This is a genomic window from Halobacillus sp. Marseille-P3879 (assembly GCF_900240285.1).
In the GTDB taxonomy this organism is placed as follows: Bacteria; Bacillota; Bacilli; order Bacillales; family Halobacillaceae; genus Halobacillus_A.
Genome location: NZ_OESS01000003.1, coordinates 785,516 through 802,770, shown reverse-complemented (window position 1 = coordinate 802,770; position 17,255 = coordinate 785,516). Strand labels below are relative to the sequence as shown.

Below are 17,255 nucleotides of genomic sequence, written 5' to 3'. Positions count from 1 at the left end.
TTAGTCCTCCTCCTGCAGGTGTTCCATCAAGGTTGCCATATCTTTGTCACCGCGTCCAGATAAATTAATTAAAATAGTTTGCTCAGAGGACATCTCTGCAGCTTCCTTAAAGGCCTGTGCTAAAGCGTGAGCACTTTCAATAGCAGGGATGATTCCTTCCTGACGTGTCAGTACTTTTAATGCATCGAGAGCCTCATCATCTGTAATGGACTCATAGCGGACCTGCCTGGTTTGGAAAAGATGAGCGTGTTCAGGGCCGATTCCAGGGTAGTCCAGGCCGGCAGAAATGGAGTAAGGTTCGGTAATCTGTCCATTTACGTCCTGCATTAAATACGTCATAGATCCGTGAATTACACCTGGCGTTCCTTTTGTTAAAGTAGCTGCGTGTTCGGGTGTATCGATGCCTTTTCCTGCTGCTTCCACCCCTATCAACTCGCAATTGTCTCCTAAAAATGGATAGAAGATTCCCATGGCATTGCTGCCTCCACCCACACATGCGTAAATGCGGTCAGGTAATTCATCTTCCGCTTCTAAAAACTGTTTCTTCGACTCGTCCCCAATCACACGCTGAAAATCACGGACCATACGAGGATAAGGATGAGGTCCAACTACGGATCCAATGAGATAAAAATGGTCTTCGCAATTGGCTACCCAGTAACGAATGGCTTCGTTTGTAGCATCCTTTAATGTTCCGTTTCCGCTTGATACAGATACGACTTCTGCTCCCAACAGCTTCATGCGAAAAACGTTCAGTTCCTGACGGCGGATATCTTCTTCGCCCATAAACACTTTACACTCAAGACCAAATTTAGCGGCCACAGTAGCTGAGGCTACCCCGTGCTGGCCAGCACCGGTTTCTGCAATAATTTTCTTTTTGCCCATTCGTTTAGCAAGCAGCCCCTGACCGAGTGCATTATTAAGCTTATGGGCACCGGTGTGGTTTAAGTCTTCGCGCTTTAAGTAAACCTTCGCGCCTCCAAGATGTTCACTCAATTGATCTGCATAGCTTAATGAGGTCGGGCGTCCCGCATACTCTTTTAGTACATGATGATATTCGTCTAAAAATGCTTGGTCGTTCATAGCTTCATCGAGAGCTTCTTCTAATTCCTGCAGTGGTCCCATTAACGTTTCAGGGACATATTTACCGCCGAAATCACCGAAGCGTCCTTTTATATCAGGAAATGCTTGTAACATGTCGGCCCACCTCTTTCATGATTGCTTGAATTTTATATAAATCTTTCTGTGCATTTGTTTCGATGCCGCTGGAAATATCGATACCTTCCGGCTCGTGATCGAGCAGTTGGTCTACATTCTCAGGTGTAATTCCTCCAGCAATAAAACAAGACACGTTCTGCTCGTTGGCAACCTTGACGTACTCCTTCACCGTGCTCCAGTCAAAGCTCACCCCTGTACCGCCGTGTGCCCCTTTAACTTTAGAATCAATTACATAGCCGTCTGCTACTCCTTTAAAAATTTCCATCTGCTGAATGGCATCATCACTGTGATGAACAACTTTCCACACAGGAAGTCCGAATGCTTCTTTAACCTTTAAGATTTCAGATACGGTTTCGCTTCCGTGAAGCTGAATTACGTCTAATGAAACGAAAGTCAGCACTTCTTCCAATTGTTCAATGGTAGGATTAACGAATACACCAACAAGCTTCTGCTTAGGCTTTGTGTGACGTACCCATTGCCCAACACGTTCAGGGCGTACATAGCGCTTTGTTTTTCTTACAAAAATAAAGCCTATATGTGTTGCATTAGAATTGGCGCTCTTCTCCACGTCGCTTGCTGAACGATTGCCGCAAAGCTTAACTAAAGGTTCCCGCATTATACGTTCACCCCGTTAACTAAATCTTTCACCGCTTTTTTTATATTTGTCTGACGCATTAGAGACTCGCCGACTAATACGGCCTTCGCTCCGTAATCCACGACTTTTTCAATATCTTCATGTGTAAATATCCCGCTTTCTGAGACGAGCAGGGACTCTTTTGGTGCTAATCGTGCCATTCGTTCTGTCTGTTCAAGCTTTGTTTCAAACGTATGAAGGTTGCGGTTGTTAATGCCTAATACTTCAGGAGTGAATTGGCCGAGAACGCCTTCTAAGACTTCTTCACTGTGAACTTCAACAAGTACTTCAAGATCTGACTCATACGCCTGTAAATATAATTCATGCAGCTTCTTCGGTTCTAACGCCTCTCCTATCAGAAGAATGGCATCAGCCCCCATAAGCTTGCTTTCTTCGACCTGCAAAGGATCGATAATGAAATCTTTACGCATTACAGGTACCTGCACAAACTTTTTAATGTCGGTTAAAAAGTCACGGTGACCTTGAAAGAAATGCTGATCCGTTAAAACAGATATTGCTTCAGCACCTGCATCGTAATATTGCTTTCCCACCATCACATGGTTAAAGTCGTCACGAATAATCCCTTTTGAAGGAGAAGCTTTTTTTACTTCAGCTATCAAACCGGCCTTATTCGGTGTATTACGTAAAGAGTCAGCAAAAGAATAATGGTCCACTTCAGCTGCTTCCGGTAAATAAAGTCGTTCAATTTCCTGCTGTTTAATCGCTAAGATGGTATCAAGCATACTGACGTCTCTCCCTTTCTTCCTGAATCGATGAGAAATAATTATACACTCTGCCGCTTCCAATCGCTTGCTGTACTAGCTCTACGCCCTGACGAAGGTCTTTGGCTTTACCTGCAATATATAAACCGGCTGCCGCGTTCATCGTTACAATGGTAGAGGCACTTTCGTTCGCAGACCCTTGTAATATTTGTTCAATGATACGGGCGCTCTCATCCGTTGTATTAATTTGAATATCCTCCAGCTTACCGCTCTTTAGTCCCAGATCCTCTGGAGTAAGCGTAAAACGTGTAATTTCTCCGTTTTTCAGCTCAACAATATCTGTAGTGCCTGTCATGGTGATCTCGTCTAGTCCATCACGACCTGTAACTAGAAGTACATGCTTTGAGCCTAGTTTGTTAAGGGTTTCAGCCATCTTCTCTGCATAAGCTGTATCGTAAATTCCAATAAGCTGACGTTTGGCGTTCGCCGGGTTGGACATAGGGCCTAATAAGTTAAAGACCGTACGGAAGCCTAATTCTTGGCGTGCTGGTCCGGCATGCTTCATCGCCTGATGATACTTAGGCGCAAACATAAAGGTCATTCCTTTTTCGGCAATCGCTTTTACGCCTTCGGCAGGGGTCGTATCAATCGGGATTCCTAACGTTTCCAATACATCTGCGCTTCCGCTTTTTGAAGAAACTTTACGGTTGCCGTGCTTGGCTACTTTAACTTCCATTGAAGCTAATATTATAGATACTGCGGTGGAAATGTTAAAAGTTGAACTTCCATCCCCGCCTGTTCCGCATGTATCCACAATGTCTTCATGATCAACGTCCAGCTTTGTCATGTTCGCGCGCATCGCACGAACAAAACCGGTCATCTCTTCTACCGTTTCACCACGGTGACGGATAACGGATAATAAACTCATCAGCTGTCCTGTCGTCACGTTCCCCTGCATAATTTCATTCATGGCTTCAAAGGCAGCTTCTTCTGATAATCTCCGGCCTTCTACAACTTCGCTTAAAAGGTTTTTCATTTTGTCTCGACTCCTTCTCTGCTCTTCTCAAATGCCTGCTCAGCTATTTCTATCGTACGTTTTAAAGCACTTGCTTTATTAATTGTTTCCTGGTATTCAGATTCTGGATCTGAATCTGCAACTACTCCTGCACCTGCCTGCACATATACTTGATCGCCTACTTTAGTCATCGTGCGGATCGTGATACAGGAATCAATATTGCCATCAAAGCCCAAATAGACGACTCCGCCTCCGTACAAATGACGCGGGGTTGGTTCTAAGTCACGCAGAATCTGCATCGCCCTGATCTTAGGGGCTCCGGACAACGTTCCTGCCGGATAAGCTGAAATAAGAGCATCAATTGGAGATACGCCTTCCTTCAACTGTCCTGTTACTTTACTTATAATGTGCATGACTTTTGAGAACCGGCCGATCGTCATATAATCGAACACCTTTACACTGCCAAACTCAGCTACCCTGCCCATATCGTTACGGGCCAGATCCACCAGCATCCGGTGTTCGGCTTGCTCTTTTTCATCTGCAAGGAGTTCTTCTGCCAGGGCATCGTCTTCTTCCTTCGTTGCGCCTCGTTTTCTCGTACCGGCAATTGGATGGATTTCAAGCTCACCGTCCTGAACTTCGAGAAGCCGTTCAGGAGAACTTCCCATTACTTCTACATCTTTAAAGTGTAAATAAAACATGTAAGGGGAAGGGTTCACTTTTCTTAAGATCCTGTAAAGCTCAAATCCACTACGCTCTGTTCTTGTGTGAAATCGTTGGGACAACACGGCTTGAAAAATATCACCCGACAAAATATACTCTTTAATTTTTTCAACATCTCGCTTGAAGTCTTCCTTATTATAATTGCTGATAAGCTCAATTGAATGGTCGGATGACTCGTCCGTCAGCATAAGATCCGGGAGGAAGCTGTTTTCCTTTAAACGCTGACTGACATTCTTTAACCGCTGGAGAGCCTGCTCGTATTTACTCTCGGCGTTCTCATCGTTGATCCGGGAAAATGTTAAAATTGTCGTTTCTTTCGTTTTATGATTATACGCGATCAGCGTTTTACAAAACAACAAATGATAATTCGAAAGATCAATATGGTCTGGATCTGCATATGGGACCGGTTCATAGTCAGAAATCGCATCATAAGCAATGTAGCCTACAGCTCCCCCTTTAAAAGGAAGAGGGACATCAGCTTGTTTAACCTTTAAATCATGAACCGTCTGCTCAAATGCTTCTTTAAACGAATCTGCGTACCAGCTTTTATTTTCATGAAAATCATCAATAACAAAAGTGCCATTTAATTGTTTCACTTCAATCATGGGATCTAAACCGATGAATGAGAAATTAGACCATGGCGATTCAGGGTCCTGGCTTTCTAACATATAAACCGCTTCATCGCGTAATGCGTGAAACATATGAATGGGGGTTAGTGTATCTGTATAAAATGATTGGGAAACAGGAATCGTGTGGTATTCCTCAGCGTCCTTAAGGAATGATTCCTTTGTTGTTAAACTCATAAATCGCTCACCTCTCCATAATTCATTATGGAAAATGAGACGTTGAGGGGTTTTCTATGTGGATGAAAAAAGGGTAGTAAAAATTGACTAAGACCATCTGGCAACTCCTTCGTCCGCCGGCTTCTTAGTTCACTCAGCTCATCCTTCTTCCTCAACTCATCTAATCTCATTCTCTACTCTTCATGCTTTCGAACAGTGTATAAAATTCTGATAATATTGTCAACCTCTGAACACTTTCTTTTTAAATGTGTGTTCCTTGTACCAGCGCAGCTATACGTTAAGATACAGATAGAATGTAAAAGAAAAGGTTCAATATTATTTATAAAGGGTATAAAATCGACAGCCCCATTCAAAAAGGAGAGAGTAGTTGTGAAACCAACAGCATTAGTCACGGGTGCCTCAGGAGGCATCGGTTATGAATTTTCCCATCTTTTAGCAAAAGCCGGCTACCAGTTAATTATAGTAGGACGTTCGGAAACCAAACTACAGCAATTAAAATCCGAATTACAGGACCATTCTGTAACCATCATTCCTGAGGACTTGTCCAGACCTGACAGCGCCGGTGATATTTATCGCCAGGTAAAAGAGAAAGGAAGAACAGTAGAAGTACTCGTTAATAATGCAGGATTTGGTTTGAACGGGGCTTTTGAAGATTTACCTTTATTGGAGCAGAAACATATGCTTCAGGTTAATGTTCATGCCCTCACGGAACTTACCCACTATTTTCTGCCGGATATAAAAGAAACTCAATTACAGGGAGTTCCTAAAGGAATTGTAAATATAGCCAGTATAGCTGCTTTTCAGCCAGGGCCCAAGATGGCTGTGTACTACGCTTCTAAAGCTTATGTCCTTTCCTTTACAGAGGCTCTCCACGAAGAGCTTCGAGGTCGGGATCTTACCATTACCACTGTGTGTCCAGGAGCCACGGATACAAATTTCTTTAAAAATGCCAAAGCTGAAGGTACTAAGCTTGTCAATTACACAATGAGCCCGAAACAAGTAGCCGATCAGGCCTTTATGGGGTTTGTTAAAGGGAAACGTGTCATCATCCCTGGTAAGCTTAACAAGTCCATCGCTTTCTCCACTAGACTTGTACCTCGTTCACTTGCAGCTAAATTGGCTCATTATTTGGATACCTGAGACGCGATGCTCATTCTTTACCCCGAATTTTGACCAAGCTCCCAAAAATTTAAGTGCTCAGTACATATCTTATTTATGCACTGAGCATTTTGTGTTTGTGACTAATTCATACAAATTCTTCCGCAGTTTTTCTAAAACCGTAATACGGTCTGAAGCTTTGCTGGGAATAATACCCCTCAGATTTACTTGTCGCTAACAACTCAACCCGAGTACCCGGATAACAACTGTGTGCTTTTTCTATAAGTTTTTTTCCAAGATCCTGGCCTCTATAATCACTCCGAATCAGTAACTCACACACAAACAAACTGACCGATCCATCTGTTAGTCCTCTTAAGTAACCTACAATTTCATCATTGTGCATTAATACAAGAGCCGGTTCAGAATTAACCCAGCCGTGAAAGGTTTCTTCCTTTTTTTCTACGAGCTGGTCCCACCCTTCCTGTTTGTTTAAATCATGGATGACATCAAAATCTTTTGCTTGAAACGAACGAATGGAATAATTGCCACTCATCTGCTTCTCCCCCTCGTATTAAATTTTCAATCTTCTTATTAATAACGAATTGGCCCTTGAGTTCGTTTCATTTTTATCTACTTTAATACAGGGATTGTGCTAAAATATAAATTCGAGCAGATTGCAGTACCATTCTAGGAGTGACAAACATGAAGAAATCGATCACCGTAACATTACTACTTCTAATTTTCATGATAGCCGGCTGTTCATCCGGCGAAGATCTTTCATTAGATTCGCTAAAAGAAAATCACCCGGAAGCATTCGCAAAACCTATTGAAGATTCCTTGTCTGAGGACGAGCAGAAAGTGCTTGGTCTGCCATCGGAGCTTCCTTTTAACGTGGAGAAAGTGGAAGCTTCTTCTGTGGAAAATGAAGCAGAAGTGAATTATCATTCATCAAGCGGGGATGAGGTGAAAGTAATCACCGTATATAATCCAGAGAACAACCTTAAGGAAGCCGATACAAGGATGACCCTCGATTCAGGAGTAATCGCAGGCGTTACAGAAGGTGACGCTGCTGTATTTTTTGAATGGTACGACGATGAGGATCAAGTCGTTTATCAAATGACTTATACCCCAATGGAAGAGGAAGATCGTTTAGAACGAGGACTCGATATCGCTAATACAATTTAAGTGAAAAGCCTGTGAGAACAACTTCTCGCAGGCTTTTATTTAAAATTTGGACGGTATCCGTTTTCTAAAAAATACTTAGTTGCCTGCTGAATATTCATAAATGATTTTACATCGGAAAGTTCAATACCATTTTGTGTAAATTGCATCACTACACGGGGCCGCATTCCTGCCAGTACAACTTCTATGCCCAACATTTGCAGGTTCATAACCAGGTTCTTAAGGAGAACAGCCCAGTCATTATCGATTGCTGTAATTCCGGAAAACTGAATCGCCAGTCTGCTAATGCTTTGTTCCCTGCATTGATCAGGTACACGTTCGAGGAGAATGTGTTTTTGTTCTTCTCGTAAAATAGGCTGCAGCGGCAGTAGGGCATATCCCTTAGCAATGGTAACTACATTCGCCGTCATTTCCTCGATCATATGAACAAGCTGCTCCTCCTCCTTTGCCTTCCTGGTTTGATCAAATATTCGAGTAATTACATACCTTTCCCCTTCGTGTTCAAAAAATTTCGTATAGACCTCCAGAACCATTTCTTTCTTTTTCCATGGATAATAGAGACGATCTACACTCAGTTCTTTATTATTTTTTATTGACTGAATCGTAATCTGTTTAGATTTCTCTTCTTCTGGAAATAACTCTTGCAGACTTTTCCCAATCAGTTCCTCTTGGTGAAGATCAAACATTTTTATATAAGCAGGATTTACGTAAGTGACAATATATTCTTCATTGGTTATTACAACACCTTCATCTAATAGATCTACCGCATGTTTTAATAGCACCCTCATCCCACCTGTCGAAATATTCTTACTATTTATTATGGCTGTTCCTGAGAGAAAATCAATATAAAATAAGAAAAACACCCTGTATTTTGAGGTCACTGAAGAACTGCACGATTTCAAGTGATGTGTAAAAATATAAGCAGTTGAACGAAGAAATCGTTCAAACCGCCTAATCTTAAGAGGGTACTTCCCCTCTTATTCCTCCATGAGCTTCATCATTCGCTTTAGATTAACGGTGAATATCGCCATCGCTCCTTGTACACGCATGCCTCGGGAGACCGAAGATGAGGCAGTCTCACATCCGTGTTTATGCTTCAACTCGCTCTTCTTCGCTTCAATCTTATATCGTTCTTTTAAAGGATTCGCTGTTCTGGATGCTAGTTGGTTTTAGTGTTCCTCTGATTTCATTATAGTCTGAAGTTCATGGATAATTGTCGATCTAACATCCAATCCCTCCCTGTTATGTATTCCTTTCATTGTCCAAGAAAAAAGAGTGACTTTCTTTTATCCATCAAAGAAAATCACTCTTTTTCGTTTTGCCACGATGAGCGTTCGGTGGTGAGGCCTGGTCGATTAAAACCGGCCACGTCCTGTTGCCAACATCGACACTAGCACGTCCGGTGCGTCGCGGGAACAGCGCGAGCCGAAGATCCACTTGGACAAGTTATCTTCTTGACCAAGTTAGCTGAGGCCGTGCCCGCGGCAAGCATCCACCGATAAGCGATTCGTGAGAAGCAACAACAAACTTTATAAGCTCTTCTAGATTAGAAAGGACTTTTTCAGTGGCCTGTGTATTTTAGGTGTTTTTCAGACTTCTTCAAGGTCGCTTAAAGTCGTATCATTATGTCTTTCAACTACTTCTACATGTTTCAGGTTACCCAAATGATCGAATTCAATTGCTATTGTGTCTCCAGGATGGGCGAATTCTATCAGCCGTTCTTTAAATACCTGTAATTCGTTTTCTTCCTTATCTGTTTCAATCAGTATGGCGTGAATCCCTTCATAACGATCAAGCGTGTACCTGTTCACAATGACACATCCTTTATAAAAAGTAAGCGGAATGTTCCGACATATTCACTCTTACTTTGACACTTCCCTTATCCTGTAAAAATAAACGTAGCTATCCGTAAACAAACACTGGACAACAGAAATAAATGGTGTTACATTTAAACTAACAACCGTTAGTTAGCCGTTTGGAGGTGAAGGTATGACAGAACAAAAAATCATTGAAGCAAGTCTGGAATGTTTTGCTCAGTCTGGTTACGAAAACACCAGTCTTTCCGATATTGCAGATAAAGTAGGTATTAAAAAACCTTCACTGTATAATCACTTTTCCAGTAAAGAAGCTATTTTTCTCCGCGTGTTGGAAGAAGTAGCACACAAAGAATTAAACCACTTAAAAGGGTTTACTGAATATACGCAGGATCGTTCAATAAAAGAACAAATTCATGAGGTTTTTAACCTGTATGTTGACCATATGTCCTATTCAACGGAGGGAGCTTTTTTTAAACGCTTTACTTTTTTCCCTCCAGAAGAGTTTGCTGAAGAAATCCTTAAAGTATTCTTACGTACAGAAGAGCAGGTTATTAAAATTATTGGACCTATCTTTCAAAGAGGGATCGATACAGGAGTTATCCGCCCTCTTCAATTGAGTGAACTGACTTCTACGTTTTACACCATAATCGATGGGTTGTTTTTAGAGGAAAACTTTTATGATAAAGAAACACTAATTGAACGTCAGAAGGCGAGTTTTAAAATTTTCTGGCTTGGTATCCAAGCAGCGAGTCAGGAGGAATAAATGATGGCATGGGTTTATTTATTAATTGGTGCTATATTCGAGGTAGGATGGGCAGTCGGTCTAAAGCTATCCGAAGGGTTTTCTAAACCCTTCATCTCAGTGGCGACCGTCATTTTTATTTTCATCAGCTTCTATTTTTTTACAAAAGCACTGCGTTTGATCGATATTGGCACGGGCTATGCGATATTTACAGGGCTAGGTGCAGCTGGAACAGCCGTAATCGGCATGACATTTCTTGGTGACGAAACAGGCACGGGAAAGGTCTTTTTTATTGTTCTTTTAATCTTCGGGGTAATTGGTCTTAAATTGTCGGATGGTTCTAAAGAAACGACACACACTGTTCAGGAGGGATAAAAAATGTCTTGGATGTTTTTAGTAATTGCAGGAATGGGAGAAATGCTTGGCATGTTCTTTTTAAAATTATCCGACGGACTTCGAAAGCTGAAGCCTAGTCTATTTGCTCTATTGTGCGGGAGTTTAAGCTTTTATTTCCTCTCACTATCCTTAAGAGAACTTCCCGTTGGTACGGCATATGGGATATGGACCGGAATCGGTTCAGCAGGGACAGTGCTGTTAGGAATTTTATTTTTCAAAGAACAAGTAAACATGAAACGTATCTTCTTCGTCACTTGCATTATCACTGGGGTAATCGGCCTGAAACTTGTTTCATAATTTTATGAATAAATAACTGTTTGGCTGTTGCATTATGGGAGGAAAGTCAGTAAAATGATAGTTGCGTTTCCTAATTTTAGACAAAATTCGACATTCATGATATGAGTAAATATGTTCACACTAAGCTTGAAGGGGATTCGTCTATACTAGTGAAATGGAACAACATGGGGGATTTTAATGAGAAGATTTTTATTCGGTATACTGTTAACAATTGTACTAGCTTTTAGTTATGTAGGATATTCTGATCTTGATTCTAATCCTGCTCCGAAGGAAACATCTAACGATGACAATACGAGTGAGCAGCAATTTTAAAAGCCTCTTGAGCTAAAGACTCAGGAGGCTTTTCCTATTTCAACAGAAGAGAAGTGCATTTTTACTCGCTTAAAAATGCACGTTCCAGTGACGTCTCTGCTGTACTTTCGATATTAGCGAACAATGAACGCTTCATAATCTGCAACGCATTGTTATTATCCTCCACCAGCTCAGACGCCGTAGTATCCTTAGGTATCCACAGGTTATAATCACGCATATATGCATCATTGGCCGTAAATAAAACGCATATATCCCCCGCCACTCCAGTCAACACTAGATTCTTTATTTGGAGCTGCTCTAACAAAATGCTGAGCTGCGTGCCAAAGAATCCGCTATGCTTTGGCTTAATAATGAAATAATCATCCTCTTCGGGCAGGACTTCCTTCACAATCGACTTACCTGGACCCTTCATGCATTCTTCGATAATTTCATCTGCATTGTCCTGCCAAAGACCAAAATTATCATTCACATAGATAACCGGCATCCCGTTCTGTTTTGCCTGCTGCCTTAATTGGTTAATTGAAGGAACAATCTTCTTAGAGTGTTTAAGAAGATCCTCTCCTCCCTCGAAATCCATTTTGTTGATGATATCGATGATGAGTAGCGCAGTGTTGTTTGACAATTTATTTCACTCCTCTTTAAACTTTGGAGGTCCTGCTGGAATTTGACGCTTATGCTCGCTTTTTTCATGAAGATTTCTAAGAGTCGCCTCATCTTCTGGACTGATGCTTTCTCCTCTTAAGTATGCATCAATAACATCATAAGAGATCCCCATTTCCTCTTCATCTGATTGACCTTCCCACAATTCAGCACTCGGTTTCTTATTAATAATTTTGTCTGTCACTCCCAGGAAGGCCGCCATTTCCCTGACTTCCTCTTTTCTCATATGAATAAGTGGAACAATATCCACTCCACCGTCACCGAATTTAGTAAAATAACCTGTGTAATCCTCAGACGCATTGTCAGTACCTACAACTAAATACCCGTAATTTTGAGCTACTGTATAAAGAGCGCTCATTCTTAGACGAGCCTGAAGATTCGCTCCTCTCAGCTGAGCGTTATCTTCATTCCAATCTCCCTTGTTTCTTAACTCACCTTCTATTGTTCCCATCGTTTCTTCATAAGATTTAGTCAGGTTAATCCCAACATAATCCAACCCGATATCTTCGATTACTGCTAACGCATCCGCCTGATCTTCGACCTCTTTATTAATCGGTAAAAGGACTCCGACTGAGTGATGCGGAAATGCCCTTTTTATAAGATAAGCCACAACTGCTGAATCAATGCCCCCGCTCAATCCAACTAGAGCTCCTTCTGCTCCAGCTTCACGAACTTTACTTCTAATCCATTCTACTAAATGTTGAACTCGTTCCTCCATTATCAAAACTCCTCTCATCTGATTGCTTCTTGTTTTATGTTCCTGAAAAATTATGGCAGTAAACCTATACACGTGTTTAACGTAAATGGATTCAGGTTATGCATTGATAAGAAAAAACATAAAGAGGTCGTTACTGATGAATAAAAGAAATAAAAGTATATTGATTTTTTCTTCGGTTCTACTGTTTTTTGTGATTATATTCCTGATTGGACTAATGTGGACAGAAAACCTTCCGTTATTCGACGGTTTATACATGACCATCATTTCAATATTAGGTGTAGGATATGGAGATTATGTTCCTAATACAAATGGCGGAAAGATTACAGCAATGATTCTTATTCCCATCACACTGGGATTAAGCTCGTATTTACTAACTTATTTAGCATCGATCTTAATCGAAGGAAACTTAACAAATAAATGGGAGCGAAAGAGAATGAACAAACAAATCAGTTCCATGAAAAACCACTATATTATCTGCGGCTACGAGCGGGTCGGAGAAGAAGTATTAAAGGAATTTATAACTCATGAATACGAGGTAGTAGTCATTGATACTGATGAGGGTGTAACTGAGAGAATTCCTGAAGATGTCCCCTATATCATCGATGATGCCAAACAAAATCATGTGCTGGAAAAAGCGGGTATCAACCGTGCTAAAGGAGTCGTCGCTACTACATCAGACGATTCTTTAAACCTTTTTATTACCTTAACAGCAAAAGGGATCAATGCAGACGTAGAAGTTACGGCTCGTGCAGAACAAAATGAGACTGAAAAAAAATTAAAACGCGCAGGTGCTGACCAGGTCGTTAACCCCTCTGACCTCGGAGGTCGAAGAATGGCTCTCTCCCTGATAAAACCGGTAAGTATGAATTATATAGATACTATGATTCACGCTGAAAATGAGTCTTTTCAATTAGATGATTATCACATAAAACAAGATTTAGAAGGAAATACAGTGGATGACCTGCAGCTTAGAGAAGAATTCGACCTTACTTTATTAGGAATTCAAAGGCACAACGAGGATTTTATTCATCACCCAGATGCTGATGAGACACTAAAGGCAGACGATGTGCTTATTTTATTTGGGGATAAAACGGACATCGAACGTTTTATGAAGAAAAACAAATAGCTTTCATTAACAAATTATTTGCGTAATAATGGAAGGTAGAACCGTTCTCAAGGAGTGACCTTACATGATTGATAATGAACAGCACGTACTAGTGGTTTTCCCTCACCCTGACGACGAAGCCTTTGGTGTTTCAGGGACAATCACCTCTTATATTAAACAGGGGACCCCTGTTACTTACGCTTGTTTAACCCTAGGAGAAATGGGCAGGAATCTTGGCATGCCCCCTTTCGCCACCAGGGAAAGCCTGCCCTCTATTCGAAAAAAAGAATTAAAAAAAGCAGCGGAAGTAATGGGAATTGAAGATCTCCGCATGATGGGGTTACGTGATAAAACGCTTGAATTTGAAGATGACGCAGATATGAAGCAGCTTGTCGCTGATTTAGTCGATGAACTCAAACCTTCTCTCGTCATCAGCTTTTACCCTGGATATGCCGTCCATCCGGACCACGAAGCTACAGCCCGTGCGGTCGTTGAGGCATTAGGTGAAATTGAACCCGACATTCGTCCGACACTGCATGCTGTTGCGTTTGCCAACAACACAGAAGAAGATTTAGGAAAACCTGATGTTATACATGATATCCGCCATGTGCAGGAAGATAAGTTAAATGCTATGCGGGCCCACATTTCACAAACCGCCCGGATGCTTGAAATGTTAGAAGAAGGAATCGAGCGTGATGACCCTGAAGCCTTAAAATGGGTACACTATGAAAATTTCTATACGTATAAATGGGGTGATGAAAGCTGACTATATTAGTCGGCTTTTTTTATTGTCATTAAATAGCCACCGCTGCGTTCTATGCGAAGAGGTTAAAAACATGATACTCTATTCCTAGTGAAGCAAAAGGAGAATGTATATGAAGAAAAAACTATTTATTGTTCTAGGAATAATTTTTTTGACGGCGTGTGGAACTAATGAGAATAATGACTCGAGTTCCCCGGAAACAGAAGAAGTTATACAGCCTGAAGTTGAGGTGGTTTTTGAAGAGGAACCGCTGCCTGTAGATGAGAAAACCCCCGTCCAAGCCATCGTGACAGCGGAGGGGGAGCCAATTGAGGATGCGGAATATGTAGATTTTGAAATTTGGAATGAAGCAGAAGGAGAAGAAGCTTCTGAAACGATCGAGGCCGATTATACTGAAGATGGTGCCTATGAAATCATGTATAATTTTAAAGACGAGGGTACTTATCAAGTTATTGCACATACCCAGGCTAAAGGGGTTCATACGATGCCGCAGGTAGAAGTACAGGCAGGTGACTCGCACAGTCACGAACATGGTGAAGACGCAGAAGGGTCTCATGACCATGGAGATGGAGAGTTCACTGTCCACCTCGTGCAGGAGGAGGAATTCAGCAGTGAGGAAGAAGCTGAATTAACAACTCATATAGAACAGAACGGTGAACCTTTTGAAAGCGGAGAGATCAGCTTTGAAATCAGCTCCAGTCAATTAGACAAGAATGAATTTATAGAGGCAGAAGAAGTTGAACCGGGAGCATATCAGGCAGATTTTGACTTTCCTGAGAGTGGAGATTACCTCATCAATATCCATTACGAAAAACCCCAGGAAGAAATTCATGGACATAAAGAAGAAGAAATTCAAGTGAACTGACCGTAATGACGGTCAGTTTTTTTATAATCGAGTTTAATGGGTAGTTTTCACAAATGCTGCCTCTAGTCCTATAGTTCTTCATTAGCTGCTTACCATTAAGTCCATCGTGGAAAGCGCCGTTCTTAGGTCCATAACAAGGTGAATCATTCCTAAAGTATAAAAGAAGCAGACCGCCTGTAGCTAGCAGTCTGCTTCTTTATTAAACGTCGGCATTTTGAAGTTTTTTCTTCTTGGCCGCTTTTTCACGTTCATTTTTATTTAGGAATTTCTTACGAAGACGAACAGTTTCAGGTGTAACTTCGCAATACTCATCGTCATCTAAATACTCGATCGCTTCCTCGAGTGTGAGCTGACGTGTTTTCTTAATAGTAGTCGTATTATCTTTAGTAGCTGAACGTACGTTTGTTAAGTGTTTTTCTTTCGTAATGTTTACTGTTAGATCGTTATCACGATTGTGTTCCCCTACGATCATTCCTTCGTAAACCTCTGTTCCTGGTTCTACAAAGATAATTCCACGATCTTCAAGGTTCATAATTCCGTAAGTGGAAGCTTTTCCTTTATCAAGAGAAACAAGAACTCCTTGACGGCGTCCTCCCACTTGACCTTTAGTTACTGGTGCATAGCCATGGAAAGTATGGTTTAAAATTCCGTAGCCGCGTGTCTGAGTCATAAATTCAGTTGAATAGCCGATTAAACCACGGGAAGGCACAAGAAACTCGAGACGGACTTGGCCATTTCCATCATTCACCATGTCTTGCATTTCACCTTTACGAAGTCCGATGGATTCCATTACGGCCCCTTGATATTCATCAGGTGTATCAATCTGCACGTATTCTACCGGCTCACATGTTTCTCCGTCTATTTCTTTCAGGATAACTTTCGGCTTGGATAGCTGCAATTCGAAGCCTTCGCGGCGCATGTTCTCCACAAGAATTGACAAGTGAAGTTCCCCACGCCCAGAAACTATAAATGCGTCTGGTGAATCAGTAGGTTCTACCCGCAGGCTTACGTCTGTTTCCAGTTGAGTCAGCAAGCGCTCTTCAATTTGACGAGCTGTTACATATTTACCTTCCCGTCCGGCAAAAGGACTGTTGTTAACTAAGAACGTCATCTGAAGTGTAGGTTCATCAATTCGAGGAATTTCCATCGCTTCCTGATGGTCTGTCGGACAGACTGTTTCCCCAACGTTAATGTCTTCTAATCCAGCAATCGCAATGATATCTCCTGCTTGTGCTTCTTCAATTTCAATCCGCTTCAAGCCAATAAAACCGAACAGCTTGGAAATACGGAAATTCTTCACACTTCCGTCTTTTTTCATTAGTGATACCTGCTGGCCGACTTTAATGCTGCCGCGGAACACCCGTCCAACTCCAATACGTCCGAGGTAATCATTGTAGTCCAGTAATGTTACCTGAAACTGCAAAGGCTCCTCCTTCGTATCTACAGGCGCAGGAATATTGTTCATGATCAGCTTAAAGATTGGGTCCATTGTTTCAGTTTGTTCTTCTGGCTCGTCACCTGAGGTTCCATTTAATGCTGAAGCATATACAACTGGGAAATCAAGCTGCTCATCATCGGCTCCAAGCTCAATAAATAGATCCAGCACTTCGTCCACTACTTCTTCCGGACGAGCATTTGGACGATCAATCTTATTTAACACAACGACTGGTGTAAGCTTCTGTTCAAGGGCTTTTTTCAAAACAAAACGCGTTTGCGGCATACAGCCTTCATACGCATCTACAACGAGAAGTACGCCGTCCACCATTTTTAAAATACGCTCTACTTCTCCACCAAAGTCGGCGTGACCCGGTGTGTCTAGAATATTAATACGCGCATCGTTATAATTGATGGCGGTATTTTTTGCTAAAATAGTAATTCCACGTTCTTTTTCTAAATCATTAGAGTCCATTGCTCGCTCATCGACATGTTCGTTTTCACGGAAAGTACCGGAATAGTGAAGCATCTGATCCACTAACGTTGTTTTTCCATGGTCAACGTGTGCGATGATCGCGATGTTACGAATATCGTTTCTGTGTTGCATGAAGCACACACCTCTTTCACAATGCTAATTATTCAACTTATCTAGTATAACATAATTAAAAAGATAACAATAGGTAATGTACACTTATTTGTCATTTTTTACACACAATCAGTAAAACATACCATTAGATAAGACAATTCCTTTTGT

The 17,255-nt window shown here is 41.5% G+C and carries 20 protein-coding genes and 1 pseudogene; 9 read left to right on the top strand and 12 right to left on the bottom strand.

What is annotated here, in order from left to right:
* From trpB to trpE, 5 genes are read right to left on the bottom strand one after another with little or no spacing between them, the layout of a single operon-like run.
* Entirely contained in the window at window positions 1–1,194 is a 1,194-nt protein-coding gene (gene trpB / locus C1A12_RS18305; RefSeq protein ID WP_101846215.1) for a tryptophan synthase subunit beta, read from the bottom strand.
* Complete coding sequence (locus C1A12_RS18300; RefSeq protein ID WP_101846214.1) at window positions 1,175–1,831, bottom strand: phosphoribosylanthranilate isomerase; 657 nt, start codon at window positions 1,829–1,831, stop codon at window positions 1,175–1,177. Before C1A12_RS18300 ends, trpB begins: the two co-directional genes overlap by 20 nt.
* Window positions 1,831–2,592, bottom strand: a complete 762-nt coding sequence (gene trpC, locus C1A12_RS18295) for an indole-3-glycerol phosphate synthase TrpC (protein ID WP_101846212.1) — start codon at window positions 2,590–2,592, stop codon at window positions 1,831–1,833. Before trpC ends, C1A12_RS18300 begins: the two co-directional genes overlap by 1 nt.
* Complete coding sequence (gene trpD, locus C1A12_RS18290) at window positions 2,585–3,607, bottom strand: anthranilate phosphoribosyltransferase (protein ID WP_101846211.1); 1,023 nt, start codon at window positions 3,605–3,607, stop codon at window positions 2,585–2,587. Before trpD ends, trpC begins: the two co-directional genes overlap by 8 nt.
* Window positions 3,604–5,112, bottom strand: coding sequence for an anthranilate synthase component I (gene trpE / locus C1A12_RS18285; protein ID WP_101846209.1), 1,509 nt, complete (start codon window positions 5,110–5,112; stop codon window positions 3,604–3,606). The genes trpD and trpE overlap by 4 nt, the downstream gene beginning before the upstream one ends.
* Before the next feature lie 369 nt (window positions 5,113–5,481).
* On the opposite strand from trpE, the gene C1A12_RS18280 reads away from it, so the two are divergent.
* A complete protein-coding gene (locus tag C1A12_RS18280) occupies window positions 5,482–6,252 on the top strand; it encodes an SDR family oxidoreductase (RefSeq protein WP_101846207.1) in 771 nt (256 codons plus the stop codon).
* A 106-nt stretch (window positions 6,253–6,358) separates the two neighbouring features.
* Here the strand turns inward: C1A12_RS18280 and C1A12_RS18275 are convergent, their stop codons facing one another.
* Window positions 6,359–6,763: a GNAT family N-acetyltransferase gene (locus C1A12_RS18275; RefSeq protein ID WP_101846205.1), complete on the bottom strand. Its 405-nt coding sequence runs from the start codon at window positions 6,761–6,763 to the stop codon at window positions 6,359–6,361.
* A gap of 149 nt (window positions 6,764–6,912) precedes the next feature.
* On the opposite strand from C1A12_RS18275, the gene C1A12_RS18270 reads away from it, so the two are divergent.
* On the top strand, window positions 6,913–7,395 hold the full coding sequence (locus tag C1A12_RS18270; RefSeq protein ID WP_101846203.1) for a hypothetical protein: 483 nt from the start codon (window positions 6,913–6,915) through the stop codon (window positions 7,393–7,395).
* A gap of 35 nt (window positions 7,396–7,430) precedes the next feature.
* Here C1A12_RS18270 and C1A12_RS18265 read toward each other — a convergent pair whose 3' ends face one another.
* From C1A12_RS18265 to C1A12_RS18255, 3 genes and pseudogenes are all read right to left on the bottom strand, one after another.
* Window positions 7,431–8,174 (bottom strand): PAS domain-containing protein, encoded by a 744-nt coding sequence (locus C1A12_RS18265; RefSeq protein WP_159462227.1) that lies wholly within the window; start codon window positions 8,172–8,174, stop codon window positions 7,431–7,433.
* A gap of 195 nt (window positions 8,175–8,369) precedes the next feature.
* Window positions 8,370–8,528: pseudogene (locus tag C1A12_RS18260) on the bottom strand (IS5/IS1182 family transposase); the annotation flags it as partial.
* Between the two features lie 453 nt (window positions 8,529–8,981).
* Window positions 8,982–9,203 (bottom strand): hypothetical protein, encoded by a 222-nt coding sequence (locus C1A12_RS18255; RefSeq protein WP_101846199.1) that lies wholly within the window; start codon window positions 9,201–9,203, stop codon window positions 8,982–8,984.
* Window positions 9,204–9,381: 178 nt separating this feature from the next.
* Here C1A12_RS18255 and C1A12_RS18250 point away from each other — a divergent pair, with 178 nt between their 5' ends.
* From C1A12_RS18250 to C1A12_RS21550, 4 genes are all read left to right on the top strand, one after another.
* Window positions 9,382–9,972 (top strand): TetR/AcrR family transcriptional regulator, encoded by a 591-nt coding sequence (locus tag C1A12_RS18250; protein ID WP_101846197.1) that lies wholly within the window; start codon window positions 9,382–9,384, stop codon window positions 9,970–9,972.
* Window positions 9,973–9,975: 3 nt separating this feature from the next.
* Entirely contained in the window at window positions 9,976–10,326 is a 351-nt protein-coding gene (locus C1A12_RS18245; RefSeq protein ID WP_101846556.1) for a multidrug efflux SMR transporter, read from the top strand.
* 3 nt (window positions 10,327–10,329) lie between these two features.
* Window positions 10,330–10,644: a multidrug efflux SMR transporter gene (locus C1A12_RS18240; protein ID WP_101846196.1), complete on the top strand. Its 315-nt coding sequence runs from the start codon at window positions 10,330–10,332 to the stop codon at window positions 10,642–10,644.
* Between the two features lie 177 nt (window positions 10,645–10,821).
* Window positions 10,822–10,956: a hypothetical protein gene (locus C1A12_RS21550; RefSeq protein WP_255408430.1), complete on the top strand. Its 135-nt coding sequence runs from the start codon at window positions 10,822–10,824 to the stop codon at window positions 10,954–10,956.
* Window positions 10,957–11,017: 61 nt separating this feature from the next.
* On the opposite strand, the gene C1A12_RS18235 is transcribed toward C1A12_RS21550, so the two are convergent.
* Both C1A12_RS18235 and nadE read right to left on the bottom strand, forming a co-directional pair.
* Complete coding sequence (locus tag C1A12_RS18235) at window positions 11,018–11,578, bottom strand: isochorismatase family cysteine hydrolase (RefSeq protein ID WP_101846194.1); 561 nt, start codon at window positions 11,576–11,578, stop codon at window positions 11,018–11,020.
* A 6-nt stretch (window positions 11,579–11,584) separates the two neighbouring features.
* The gene (gene nadE / locus C1A12_RS18230) at window positions 11,585–12,334 is read right to left on the bottom strand and encodes an NAD(+) synthase (protein ID WP_101846192.1); all 750 of its coding nucleotides are present in this window, start codon (window positions 12,332–12,334) and stop codon (window positions 11,585–11,587) included.
* A 136-nt stretch (window positions 12,335–12,470) separates the two neighbouring features.
* Here nadE and C1A12_RS18225 point away from each other — a divergent pair, with 136 nt between their 5' ends.
* The 3 genes from C1A12_RS18225 (at window position 12,471) to C1A12_RS18215 (ending at window position 15,067) form a co-directional block, all read left to right on the top strand.
* Complete coding sequence (locus C1A12_RS18225) at window positions 12,471–13,460, top strand: TrkA family potassium uptake protein (protein WP_159462226.1); 990 nt, start codon at window positions 12,471–12,473, stop codon at window positions 13,458–13,460.
* Between the two features lie 64 nt (window positions 13,461–13,524).
* Entirely contained in the window at window positions 13,525–14,205 is a 681-nt protein-coding gene (gene bshB2, locus C1A12_RS18220; protein ID WP_200816614.1) for a bacillithiol biosynthesis deacetylase BshB2, read from the top strand.
* Between the two features lie 109 nt (window positions 14,206–14,314).
* On the top strand, window positions 14,315–15,067 hold the full coding sequence (locus C1A12_RS18215; RefSeq protein WP_159462225.1) for a FixH family protein: 753 nt from the start codon (window positions 14,315–14,317) through the stop codon (window positions 15,065–15,067).
* Between the two features lie 199 nt (window positions 15,068–15,266).
* On the opposite strand, the gene typA is transcribed toward C1A12_RS18215, so the two are convergent.
* Window positions 15,267–17,108, bottom strand: a complete 1,842-nt coding sequence (gene typA, locus C1A12_RS18210) for a translational GTPase TypA (protein ID WP_101846186.1) — start codon at window positions 17,106–17,108, stop codon at window positions 15,267–15,269.
* Window positions 17,109–17,255: the final 147 nt, after the last annotated feature.